Source organism: Aquimarina callyspongiae (assembly GCF_034322225.1).
Taxonomy (GTDB): Bacteria; Bacteroidota; Bacteroidia; order Flavobacteriales; family Flavobacteriaceae; genus Aquimarina.
In genome coordinates, this window is the sequence record NZ_JAXLPA010000001.1 from 763,301 (window position 1) to 776,327 (window position 13,027).

The 13,027-nt window shown below is 34.4% G+C and carries 8 protein-coding genes; 2 read left to right on the forward strand and 6 right to left on the reverse strand.

Going from position 1 to position 13,027, the window contains the following annotated elements; translation table 11 throughout:
* Positions 1-153: 153 nt before the first annotated feature.
* From der to era, 4 genes are all read right to left on the reverse strand, one after another.
* A complete protein-coding gene (gene der / locus U0D62_RS03255) occupies positions 154-1,461 on the reverse strand; it encodes a ribosome biogenesis GTPase Der (protein ID WP_322193868.1) in 1,308 nt (435 codons plus the stop codon).
* 267 nt (positions 1,462-1,728) lie between these two features.
* A complete protein-coding gene (locus U0D62_RS03260) occupies positions 1,729-3,261 on the reverse strand; it encodes a choice-of-anchor I family protein (protein WP_322193869.1) in 1,533 nt (510 codons plus the stop codon).
* 192 nt (positions 3,262-3,453) lie between these two features.
* Positions 3,454-6,726: a T9SS type A sorting domain-containing protein gene (locus tag U0D62_RS03265; RefSeq protein WP_322193870.1), complete on the reverse strand. Its 3,273-nt coding sequence runs from the start codon at positions 6,724-6,726 to the stop codon at positions 3,454-3,456.
* Between the two features lie 406 nt (positions 6,727-7,132).
* Positions 7,133-8,014, reverse strand: coding sequence for a GTPase Era (gene era, locus U0D62_RS03270; RefSeq protein ID WP_322193871.1), 882 nt, complete (start codon positions 8,012-8,014; stop codon positions 7,133-7,135).
* 315 nt (positions 8,015-8,329) lie between these two features.
* Here era and U0D62_RS03275 point away from each other — a divergent pair, with 315 nt between their 5' ends.
* Positions 8,330-10,339 (forward strand): OmpA family protein, encoded by a 2,010-nt coding sequence (locus U0D62_RS03275; RefSeq protein WP_322193872.1) that lies wholly within the window; start codon positions 8,330-8,332, stop codon positions 10,337-10,339.
* Positions 10,340-10,345: 6 nt separating this feature from the next.
* On the opposite strand, the gene U0D62_RS03280 is transcribed toward U0D62_RS03275, so the two are convergent.
* Positions 10,346-11,689, reverse strand: coding sequence for an alanine/glycine:cation symporter family protein (locus tag U0D62_RS03280; protein ID WP_322193873.1), 1,344 nt, complete (start codon positions 11,687-11,689; stop codon positions 10,346-10,348).
* A 108-nt stretch (positions 11,690-11,797) separates the two neighbouring features.
* A complete protein-coding gene (locus tag U0D62_RS03285) occupies positions 11,798-12,262 on the reverse strand; it encodes an RNA methyltransferase (protein WP_322193874.1) in 465 nt (154 codons plus the stop codon).
* A 179-nt stretch (positions 12,263-12,441) separates the two neighbouring features.
* Here U0D62_RS03285 and U0D62_RS03290 point away from each other — a divergent pair, with 179 nt between their 5' ends.
* On the forward strand, positions 12,442-13,011 hold the full coding sequence (locus U0D62_RS03290) for a hypothetical protein (RefSeq protein WP_322193875.1): 570 nt from the start codon (positions 12,442-12,444) through the stop codon (positions 13,009-13,011).
* Positions 13,012-13,027 lie beyond the last annotated feature (16 nt).

A 13,027-nucleotide genomic window follows, 5' to 3' on the forward strand; every position in this document is an offset into this window, starting at 1 on the left:
AAAACTTACAAAATTACTTTTATTATACCTATTAGTGTCTACACAGATATAAATGTTACCCTAATAAACTCAATTATTTAGGTAATCTTGTTTTCTCGAAAGGGAATGTAAAATTTTGTTTTTGATTAAAGGGTTAATGAATGTTAACGCTCATTATTTTTTCCTAAAATAAACCGTTACAGGAACCCCATGAAAATCAAAATGTTTACGCAATTGGTTTTCAATAAACCTTTTATAAGGATCTTTTAAATACTGCGGTAAGTTACAGAAAAACGCAAACTGTGGCTGAGGCGTGGGTAACTGCATACAATATTTTATCTTAACATACTTTCCTTTATAAGCTGGCGGTGGGTTGTTTTCAATAATAGGCAGCATGGTATCATTCATCACACTGGTTTTAATCTTTTTGGATCTATTATTATAAACCTCAACGGCTGTTTCTATAGCTTTAAAAATACGTTGTTTGGTCAATGCAGAAATAAACACAATAGGAACATCGGTAAATGGCTCTATTTCTCTACGAATTTCGGCTTCAAAATCCTTCATCGTATTACTTTGCTTGTTTTCTACAAGATCCCATTTATTCACCAAAATCACGATTCCTTTACGGTTACGTTCTGCCAACCAAAAAATATTTTGCACCTGTGCATCAAAACCTCTGGTGGCATCTACTACTACCAAACATACATCACTATGCTCAATAGCTCTAACCGATCTCATTACAGAGTAAAACTCTAGGTCTTCTTTTACTTTGGATTTACGTCTTATTCCTGCTGTATCGACAAGGTTAAATTCGAATCCAAAACGATTATAACGTGTATCTATAGCATCACGAGTAGTTCCTGCAATATCGGTCACGATATAGCGATCCTCGCCTATCAATGCATTAATAAAAGAAGATTTACCTGCATTAGGTCTTCCAACTACTGCAAAACGAGGTAATTCGGTTTCTTCTATTTCTTCTTTTTCTGGCAATGCTTCTACCAAAGCATCTAATAACTCTCCTGTACCACTACCATTGATACTTGCTACGGTGTAATATTCTCCCAATCCTAAGGAATAAAATTCTACCGCGTCTGTAGCTCTTTGAGCATTATCTACTTTGTTTACAACTAAAAAAGTAGGTTTCTCTACTTTGCGAAGTAAATTAGCAACTTCTTCATCCATTCCAGTAACTCCCGATTCTACATCTACCATAAAGAGAATAGCATCTGCTTCGTCAATAGCCAATTCTACTTGTTTATCAATTTCTGCTTCAAAAATATCATCACTTCCTACTACATATCCACCGGTATCAATAAGTGAAAACTCTACTCCATTCCAGTCACTCTTACCATAATGTCTATCACGGGTTACACCACTTACTGCATCTACAATAGCCTCTCTTCTCTTTATCAATCGATTAAAAAAAGTTGATTTACCTACATTAGGTCTTCCTACAATTGCTACTATACCACTCATTGAACTCTTTTCTAAAATTTGTGCAAAATTAGACTTTTTATTTTAGCTATGCTATACAAGTTTAATCTGATTGTAAATAGATGAGTAAGGAAGTGGGTAAAAAACGAAAAAGCCCAAAGATCTGTAAACGACCTATTGAACTTTTTCATAATTGATAGTCAGTCAGTGAAATAATTACTTTGATCAAAGATAACAACAATTTAAGCTAACTAGGTTACTGTAAAACAGCAAACTTTTTATGGAAGCTTTTTAAGGATATTGTACATCTTAATTGGTATCACTTATTTCATAAATAGCTATGGTATTTGACACCTCATTTGTAACTATTACAAGATCTTTACCAGTAGGGCTATCATCTGCTTTTACAGCGATTAATCCTTCTGGTGAAATATCATTTTCATCTCTTAACCATTCTAAAAACACAGGCTGAAAGGGGTTAGAAATATCATATATCATAATCCCTCCTGTTCTTTCAAGTCCTACAAACAAAAGTGTACGGCTACCTACTTTTAATGTTTCAACAGCCTCTGGTTCTGCTCCCTTATCATCAGATCTTTTATCTACTCCACTTCCTTCATTGCTATTAAAAGAACCTGGATCTAATTCAAAAACAGTTTTACCAATTTGATCTCCACTATCATATATTAATATCCCACTTGTAGACCAAATGGAAAATGATCTTGCTCCATATCCATGAATAACATCATAGTCTCCATCACCATCCAAATCTCCATTTGCTGTTGTCGTTTTTAATCTTCCTAAATTCTCATCTAATTGTAAAGTTGCTGCATTAGGAAAAGCTTCTGGATCAAGGGTAAGATCTTTAACTCTTTCTTCTTCAGAATATCCATCATAATCTCTTGCATCTCCTTCATTAGCAGTTATAAGAACCCGAGCTCCTCTTATTTTTGCATATGTAATAGCATCTGGATGATAATAACTTAAAACCGGCCAATTCTGAAAATTACCAATTATATCATCTTTATCACTTGCATCAATTTGATTATTGGCTTGCGAATAATCTTTTACTCCAAGGCCTACGATATTTCTTATCATTTTAGATTGTAAATCAACTATCGCTATCCCATTATTCTCTTGGAGCGTAACATAGGCAGTTCTTGAATCATCAGAAATTGCAACATATTCTGGTTCTACATCTTGGGCTAAAGAAGCTCCTGGACCAAAAACCCTAAAGTCATTTCCTATATCTTGACCATTAAAATTAGTGAAACTTACTTCGGAAACTTGTCCTGAAGCTACTTCGATGATGGTTATGGATCCTTCTGGATCATTCGTATACAGATCATTTGGTTCTCCTTCGTTTGCCGCTACAATATACTTCCCGTTAGGGCTAAATGTAACCATATCCGGCAAAGCACCAGCTCCATAGGTGTTTAACAACGACTGAGAATCTGAGTCAAAAGTAGCGATAGTACCTTCGGCTTGCTTATCTGCAGCATTTTCTAGCGCAACAGCTACTATTCCGTTATGCACAGAAACACTATTTGGAATTCCGTTTAGAGCAATATCCACAACTGCTACAGGTACTGAAGGGTCTGATAAATCCCAAACAGATAATTCTACATCGTTGGCATTTACAATAAATAGTTTGTTAGTTTCAGGATCAAAAGCAGAAATTTCTGCAAATCCTTCATCTCCAACTCCATTAGTAAAACCTCCGATTTTACTAAATGTAAGTTCATTATCTCCTCCGCCTCCTGTATAATCATCCAGATCACAAGAATTAAAAATACCCGAAAGGATTAGAGAACATAGTATTGTTTTCTTTAAAGTTTTCATTTTCAATGAAGTTTTGTGTGATTAAAACCTCAAAAATTGATAATAAATATATCCTTAAAGTTATTTTAGTTATAAATAAAAGCTATCATTATAGTGTGAGTTTACCTTTATGTTATGAAGCCATTCTTTTACGAAAAAAAGCCGACAAGATTTGAATTCATGCCGGCTTTTAATTTTATAATAGGTTAAAATCTAATTCTTGACAAATTTTTCTGTTTTCTCCCAGTGTTCACCTTTCAGTTTGATAATATAAATTCCTGTGGCAAGTTGATCCAGTACTCCGTTATTTATAGTTATCACATTATTTCCTTCGATAATTGGTTTACTCATTACTGAGCTAACTGTTTTTCCTGAAAGACTATGAATTGATATTATTACATCTTCCTCTGTAAAAGAACGAAGATCAATAGATAAATTATCAGAAGACTTTACAACCGTAGGATATACTTTTACTGAACCTGCAGTTACCGTTGGAGTACAATTCTGCACAAAAACAGTAACTTCATCAGAGTCTACACATCCATTGGATACAATCGCTACCGTATAAGTTGTTGTCTCTGTCGGAGAAACCGTTATCGATTGTGTAAATTCTCCTGTAGACCACTGATAGAAATCTCCACCATCAGAAGCTGTTAGTATTGCCTCGTTTCCAGGGCAAATAGTCTGATCCTCTCCGGCATCAGCTGTACCAATACAACTTACAAACACAGTAACCTCATCTGTATCAGAACATTCTCCTTTAAATACGGTAACAGTATATGTTGTTTCTACCTCTGGCGAAACTACAATACTTTGAGTAGTTTCTCCTGTGGACCACAGATAGGTATCACCTCCTGTTGCTGTCAAAGTAGTAGATTCTCCTATCAAAATTTCTACACTTTGCCCTGCATTTGCCTGTATTTCGGTTACAAAAACGGTAACATCATCTGTATCACTGCATCCATCTTTAAAAACTGTAACAGTATATGTTGTCTCTGTTGTAGGAGATACAGTAATAGATTGAGTTGTTTCTCCTGTTGACCACAAGTACGTATCTCCTCCAGAAGCTGTAAGGGTTACTTCTTCCATCATATTAGATCTTAAAGAAGTTTGATTTTCATCGCCTACAACTGTCGGTACTACATCTGTAACAATACATATTGTTTGATCCGGACCTGCATCTGCAATTACTGAACACCCTTCAACAAAAACGGTAACATCATCAGTTGCTGTACACCCTTCTTCACTAGTTACAGTAACTGTATAGGTTGTAGTTTCATCTGGTGATACATTTATGGATGCTGTCGTTTCTCCCGTGGACCATTCATAAGTTCCTCCTCCTGTAGCAGTAAGCGTAGTAGACTCTCCTTGTGTAATCGTTACGTCTGTTCCTGCATCTGCCGTTGCTATGTTTACAAATACTACAACTTCATCTGTAGCAGTGCACCCTTCATTATTAGTAACAGTAATGGTATATGTTGTTGTTTCATCTGGTGATACTTCAATAGATTGTGTAGTCTCTCCGGTTGACCATTCAAATGTAACTCCTCCTCTTACTGTAAGTGTAATTACATCTCCTAAACAAATAGTCTGATCTTCTCCTGCATCTGCTTCTGCAACACCTACATTAACTACAACTTCGTCTGTAGCGATACATCCCTGATTCGTAATAGTAACTGAATATGTTGTTGTCTCGTCTGGAGATACCTCAATAGATTGTGTAGTCTCTCCTGTTGACCATTCATAGGTTCCTTCACCAACTGCTGTTAATGTAGTAGTCTCTCCTAAACAGATAGTCTGATCTTCTCCTGCATCTGCTGTAGCTGAATTTACAAAAACTGTTACATCATCTTTTGTTTCTCCACAATCGTTACAACTTGTTACAGTAACCTCATATACTGTATCTTCTGTTGGCGAAACGGTAATACTCTGAGTAGTTTCTCCTGTGGACCATAAATACTCTATTCCAGAATTTTGTGAAGCAACACAATCTCCAAGATTGATATTAATATCGCCATAAGCAAAATCTCCTTCGGTTATATCAAACCATCCAGATGCTCCTGATTTACCGACTTCGGTTTCAAAAACATTTGCTCCATTTCCAATCTGAAAAGCAACACCTCTTCTTGAAATTGTAAATACTTGCGTACCATCAGTTTTTGTAATTGTACCATTCATTTCTGGGTAATATGCCCATCCTGAAGTATCTTCTTGATTACACTCATGTTCTTTAGGACTTTCGTTATCAGGAGAAGTTGTTGTTCTTCCAGAATAGGTTACATCTACTTCATACGTTTCTTGAGTAACCGTATAATCAAGTACTGTTCCTTTTAGTGTAGCAGTACCATCATTATTTTCTTTCCATACTAAATCAACATTAGAGTACCATCTACGATCACTTCTATCCTCGTTGGTTAACCAGATCACGAAATTATGATCTCCTGCACAGTAATCTGTATTACCTACTGTATATTCTATACATTCTTCACAATCTCCTTCTCCATCAACTTGTGCTGTAAGTACTGTTTCTTCTCCTAAACAAATAGTCTGATCCTCTCCAGCATCTACTACAATTGGATCATTTACAATCACTTCAACATCATCTGAAACTTCACAGCTAGCACAATCGTTTACTGTTACAGTATATGTAGTCGTTTCATCAGGAGATACCGTTATACTCTGAGTAGTTTCACCGGTTGACCATAAATATGAAATTTCACTTGTGGTAGTTGTTATACAATCTCCTATATTGATATTAAAATCTCCTGTTGTAATCTGATCATTATTAGTATCAAACCACCCTGATCCTCCATACTTACCTAAAATATTTTCAGTTACATTAGCGCCATTTCCAAGTTGAAAAGCGGGGCCTTTGCGAGAAAGATCAAAAGACCACGAACCATCTGTTCTGGTAACGGTTCCTGTAAATTCTGGATAATATACCCAATCATTAGAATCTTCATTATTACACCAATGTTCTTTTGGGCTCCCTGTTGGAGGGTTTTCAGTTCTACCAGAGAAAATTACATCTACCTCGTAGGTTGTTTGTGTATGGGTATAATCAAAAACAGTTCCTGTTAAGGTTGCAGTGCCATCTCCTAATTCTTTCCATTTCAGATCTACGTTAGAGAAGTACCTTCCTCCTTGTAACCATATTACATAGCTGTGATTATCATTACATAAATCTGTATTCTCTATTTCAAATTCTCCAGTACAATCTGTACATTCGGATGCTCCAGAAACGGAAGCAGTAAGTATTACTTCATCTTCTCCACAAAGAGAAATATCGTCTCCAGCGTCGACTGTTAATTGACAACCGGTTTCTAAATCTAAAGAAGAATTAATTACATTTCTATCATACTTGTTTGTGAAACTAGTAGTAAGCAGAAAAATTACCGTCATTACAAAATAAAAAAGCGCAGATGGGATTCTTATCCCAATGACCATTTTATTTGGATCATTGTGTTTACCAGTAAATTTTGACATGTGTTTTCGTTTTTTTTACCTGAATATAAAATTCAAATAATTGGTTAATTTATTTTGGGTTTCTATAAGTCAATCATAAAAGATAGGTTTACATAAGGATAAAAAAAATACATTTTTTTTACCTAATCTTTTATGATTTTTGCTTTAAACAAAGCCGAGTCTCAATTTGTGTGATAATAAATGTGAAGAAGTATTTCTATATCATATTTGAGGCTGTTTTATAAGGGGTTAGGATAACTAAAGTAGATATTAACTGTGAATTTTTGATAAAAAAGCAGAAAAAAACGTTGAACTGCATTATTTATACTATAAAAGACGAAATCCTAAAGATTATAACGCAAAAAAACTCACAAAACTCATTAGTGATTTGATATTAAGCCAGTTACAAACAAACAACAAGCTCTAATTATTGATTGTACCCAAAACGTTTTAGTTGACGTTGATCACTACGCCAGTTTTTATTGACTTTGACGTAAAGCTCTATATGTATTTTTTTCCCAAAGAATTTTTCTAATTCTTTACGAGCTTCTACTCCTACTCTTTTTAAAGCAGACCCCTTATGGCCAATGATTATCCCTTTTTGAGAATCTCTTTCCACCATAATCACTGAACGAATTCTTATAATATTTTCATCTTCTTCAAATTCTTCAGTTTCTACCTCTACAGAATAAGGAATTTCCTTTTTATAATGTGCTAATATTCTCTCACGAATTGCCTCATTAACAAAAAACCGCTCTGGCTTATCTGTTAATTGATCTTTTGGATAAAATGGAGGTGATGGTGGTAATAGTTCTATAACACGATCAAATACTTCTCTTACATTAAATTTTTCTAATGCCGATATTGGGTATAACTCTGCATTAGGTACTTTTTCTGCCCAAAACTGAACTTGTTCTTCTAATTGTTCTTGGTTAGATTGATCAATTTTGTTAAGCAATAAAAATACCGGAATCTTAGCATTTTTGATTTTATTAAAAAAGGCTTCATCCTTCAATTCCTTTTCTCCAATCTCCACCATGTATATAAGTACATCTGCATCATCAAATGCTGATTTCACAAAATCCATCATCGATTCCTGAAGTTCGTATGCAGGTTTTATAATCCCTGGAGTATCAGAAAAGATTGCTTGAAAATCATCTCCGTTCACAATCCCCAATATACGATGTCTCGTAGTCTGAGCTTTAGATGTTATAATCGAAAGTTTCTCTCCTATAAAAGCATTCATTAAGGTTGACTTACCGACATTGGGGTTTCCAATTATATTTACAAAACCAGCTTTGTGCGTCATAGTATTGATTTTTGTGCAAAGGTAGATGAATATTCTACAGAAAAATAATCCCAGTGAGGTTTATTCTATTTATTTACCTAAGGATTATATCGTTATTACTGTACTTAAACGTTCTTTTTTATGTTTCAAAAACACTCTCCAAAAAACCTTATATAAATCATAAAATATATTTCTATCAAACAAAAGGTGAATGAATTACTGAACAAAAGCCTGTGTTTTTAACATTTTTTTCATAAATTTAATTTCAATTATGTTTTCAAAACCCCTGGAAAACAGATTATCAATTAGCTTTTTAATCTAAAAATTGGGCAATTTTTGAAAAATTTTATCCCTATTTCGCTATCAACCATTGGGGAAAATGGTTTTATAACGTTTATAGCTTTCATTTTTTCTTGCGGTATTTTTGCACAAGATCTGAACAAACGTTTAACTAAAGGAGATCAAAGTTTTGATGCTCTGGAATATATTAATGCCCAAGCGGTATATCTGGATGTTGCACAACGCGGCTATTCTTCTCCTGATTTATTTAGAAAACTTGCAGATTCGTATTACTTTACCGGAGAACCAGAGAATTCTGTACAGTGGTATGAAAAATTTATTCAAAGTCGTAAAGAGTCTGATGTAGAACCAGAATACTTGTTTAGATATGCTCAAAGTCTTAAAAGTATTGAACGGTACCGAGAGGCCGATTCAATTATGGAAAGTTTTAATATAATTAGAGGAAACGATAGGAGAGCAAAATCCTATGTCAATAAAAGAGATTATTTGAATTTTATTGAAATGCAGTCTGGAAAATATGATCTATATAGGCTGAATATAAATTCTAAATATTCTGATTATGCTCCTAGTTTTAATTACAATAATCAGATTGTTTTTGCCACTTCAAGAAGTAGGAATGAAAAAGAAGCAAAACTTCATGAATGGAATGGAATGCCTTTTCTTGATTTATTTTCTTCTGATATCAAAACAGATACAATTAACTTAAAAAAACCTACCAGATTAAAAGGTAGAATAAATACAAAGTATCACGAATCATCCAGTAGTTTTAGTAAAGACGGGAAAACGGTATATTTTACCAGAAACAATTTCAACAACAACAAACTAGGAAAAAGTAGAAGAGGGATTGTATTATTAAAATTATATAAAGCTTCTCTTGTCAACGACAAATGGTCTGACATCAAAGAACTTCCTTTTAATAGTGATAACTATTCTATTTCTCATCCTGCGCTAAGTCCTGATGGAAAGAAACTTTATTTTGCTAGTGATATGCCTGGTACACGAGGAAAATCTGATCTTTTTGTAGTAGATGTTTTAGGAGGTGGAAGATATGGAAAACCCAAAAATCTAGGAGATAATATCAATACTGAAGGTAGAGAAACCTTTCCGTACATAAGTGATAGTGGAAGATTGTATTTTGCCAGTGATGGGCACGTAGGATTAGGAGGATTAGATGTTTTTGTGGCACTTCCTGATGTTTCTGGTTTTTCTGATGCGTTTAATGTTGGAAAGCCTGTAAATAGCCCAAAAGATGATTTTACTTTTGTATTGGATGAAACAACCAAGATCGGTTACTTTGCCAGTAATAGAAAAGGAGGTAAAGGAAATGATGATATTTATAGTTTTAAGCAGAAAGAAGAACTAATTACTTCTTGCAGACAATATATTGTAGGAACTATTACAGATATTAATACAGGTGAATTCCTTGCAGGAACCGAAGTAACACTGATGAACGGAACTAATGGAAACTTGATCAATCAAGTAATATCTGATGAAAACGGAGTCTATAAATTTGATATTGAATGTGACACTGAATATCTCATTAAAGCTTCCAAGAATGAATATGTTCCTTCAGAGATTAATCTTAGCACCGAAAAAGCATTTGAGTATACTAATGTGATACCTATCGCTCTGGACAAAGCAGAAATATTATCTACCTCGATCGCTGTTAAAGAAGGTGATGATCTATCAAAAATCTTACAATTAGAATCTATTTATTTTGATCTGGATGATTCTGAAATCAGATCAGATAGCGAAGTAGAACTACAGAAGATTATTTCAGTAATGAATCAATATCCTGATTTAAGAATTGAGGTGGGATCACATACCGATAGTCGTTCAAGTTATTGGTATAATAAAAAATTAAGTGTAAAAAGGATGAGAGCCACAATTAGGTATCTTGTACGAAAAGGAGGTATTCACTGGCGTCGATTAAAAGGAAAAGCATATGGAGAAAGAGTTTTGTTCAATAACTGTGCTGATGGAGTTCCTTGTACTGAAGAAGAACATCAACTCAATCGAAGGAGCGAGTTTATTATCATTAAATAATTCTCTTTATTTCTTTAACTTTTCAAAATAAATTTTAGCTCTCTCATTTACTTTGGGTGCCAATAATAACCCTGAAAATACGGTAGGAATAGCCATCATAGCAAAAGCTCCATCAATAAGGTTAATTGCAAAATCTATCTTAACTACGGCAGCAACAACAATAGAAACTATATAAATATAATTGTAATATTTACCGTATTTAGGTTTAGTCAAAAACCCTAAACACGTAGTTCCATAATATGAATATGAAAAGAGTGTAGATAACGCAAAGACCAAAACCATAATAACCACCACAACATCTCCAATTCCGTATGGTAAAACGGTATTAAACGCCTGCAACGTAAGAGAAATACCATTACTTGATGTGTCTTCCCATACTCCCGTTGACAGTATTGCTAACGAGGTCAATGTACATACCAATAATGTATCTATCGCCGGTCCTATCATTGCGACCAATCCTTCTCGTATTGGTTCTTTAGTTTTTGCCGTTCCGTGCATCATTGGTGCTGTACCAATTCCTGCTTCATTAGAAAAGGCTGCTCTCTTAACACCAGTTTTTATTAAGTATCCTAAAGCTCCTCCAGCAGCAGCTTCTCCCGAAAAAGCATCAGAAAAGATTAACATAAACATCTCAGGAACCTTATCAAATTGTAAGACTAATATGGTAATAACAGTTATAAAATATAAAACTACCATAAAAGGAACTAGTTTACTAGCTACCAGACCTATCCTCTTTATACCTCCTAATATTACTAAAGAAGCAATAAGAGCTAATACTAGACCTATATATAGTTTATCACTATCCTGCCAATCCATAACATCAACCAATGTTTGGGTAAGCTGATTAGCCGTAAAAGCAGGAAGCGTTCCTATTAAACCCGCAATCGCAAAAAAAGCAGCTAATGGTTTCCAGTTTTTACCTAATCCCTCAGTAATTACATACATGGGTCCGCTAAGAAGTGCCCCATTCTTTCCTTCGGATCTATACATTACCGAAAGAGAGCACGTATAAAACTTGGTGGCCATACCGATCAAAGCACTGATCCACATCCAGAATACTGCTCCTGGACCACCAGTAACTATAGCCACTGCCACTCCACTAATATTACCCATACCTACGGTAGCTGCAAGCGCAGAAGATAAAGCCTGAAAATGAGTTAATTGCCCTGGAGCGTGTTCACTATCATATTTTCCTCTTAAAATATCAATAGCATGTTTAAAGTATAAAAAAGGAGTGAATCGCGAATAAATTAAAAAGAATATCCCTCCACCTATCAAAAGAATCAGCAATGGCCAATCCCATACCCAAGAACTAAAAAAGGCAACAAAACTTTCAAGTTTTTTAAACATAATCCGTATTCGAAATCTCTATAAAAGTAGTAACAAAATTTGTCATATTATAGTTCTTCCCCAGATTAACTTTTTCCATCCAGGTTTGCTCTTACAAAATCAATTCTACTATCTTATAAATCTTGGTTTATCAATTCCACGATCATACATCACTATACTTCCTGCCACAGATACATTAATACTAAGTTCTGATTTAAATTTGATTAAAAAATGGGATTTTTCAATTGCTTTTTTAGATAAGCCGTGATCTTCTGCTCCTAATAAATACACACATCGTTTTGGGTGATTAAAAGCCTCAAGGGGTTTTGCTGTATCCGTAAGCTCTACCCCTACAAGCATAGCTCCTTTAGGTAAATGATTATAAAAATCATCAAAGGTATTATAATGAAAATAAGGCATGGCTTTGACCGCGTTATGAGTGTCACTAGACTGTTTGGCATATCGATTTCCTATTGTAAAAATAAAACTGGCTCCCATATTCTGTGCTGATCGCCATAATACTCCAAGGTTTTCTGGTGTTTTCCCATTTTGGATACCTATTCCAAAAAATTCATTTTCAAAATTATCAATCATAAAGCAAAAATAACAAACCCGATAACAATAGTTCTAAAATTAATCATTTGATATCCATAAAACACAATCTTCATTTTACGAATTCTAGTTCATATGTAACGAATTCTAAAACCCCCTCTTTTTCGTCACAACAACTCCTTATTTTTGGATCAAATAGCCAACCTCAAAATAATTCTGCTATGAAAAATGTTGCCATAATCTTTATTTTGCTCCTAAGTTTTCAGTTTGTCAATGCGCAGAAGTTTCAGAAAACTAATAAATATTTAGTTACTACTGAGATTAAAAATTCGGAGTATGAGCATCCAGAATATGTGGTTAATCTGGTTCGCTCTGGGAGTGCTTCGGAAAAACTTTCGTCATTAACGATTGAAGACACAGAACTTTTTGAGGACATCTTTATCACCACTTTAGAGAACCCCGGATTAAAAGGGGTCTCTGAAGTGATAAAGATAGAGGTTGAATATCTTGCTTGCTGCGCCCATGTCGAGGCCTATTATTTTATGGTAGGAGAAAACAATGATGTTGTCGCGCTTCCCCATTTAAATAATGTTTACTGTGAAAACTCAGATACTGATTTTCAATATATTTTCCCAAATCAAGAATATGGTATAGAAGGAAATATTCTAGAAACTCAGACATTTTATACAGAAGCATCAAATATTAAATACGTTAACCTAAAACAAAGCTATACCTGGAATGAGAACAACAAATATAGTCGTTCAAAAACTACAGCAATTACTGGTTTCTAAAAAACCGAACAAAGGA

Excerpts from the sequence above, each read along its gene's own strand:
- U0D62_RS03285 (WP_322193874.1), bottom strand. The coding sequence starts at position 12,262 with ATGATTGATAATTTTGAAAATGAATTTTTTGGAATAGGTATCCAAAAT.
- U0D62_RS03280 (WP_322193873.1), bottom strand. The coding sequence starts at position 11,689 with ATGTTTAAAAAACTTGAAAGTTTTGTTGCCTTTTTTAGTTCTTGGGTA.
- U0D62_RS03260 (WP_322193869.1), bottom strand. The coding sequence starts at position 3,261 with ATGAAAACTTTAAAGAAAACAATACTATGTTCTCTAATCCTTTCGGGT.
- era (WP_322193871.1), bottom strand. The coding sequence starts at position 8,014 with ATGACGCACAAAGCTGGTTTTGTAAATATAATTGGAAACCCCAATGTC.
- der (WP_322193868.1), bottom strand. The coding sequence starts at position 1,461 with ATGAGTGGTATAGTAGCAATTGTAGGAAGACCTAATGTAGGTAAATCA.
- U0D62_RS03265 (WP_322193870.1), bottom strand. The coding sequence starts at position 6,726 with ATGTCAAAATTTACTGGTAAACACAATGATCCAAATAAAATGGTCATT.
- U0D62_RS03290 (WP_322193875.1), top strand. The coding sequence starts at position 12,442 with ATGAAAAATGTTGCCATAATCTTTATTTTGCTCCTAAGTTTTCAGTTT.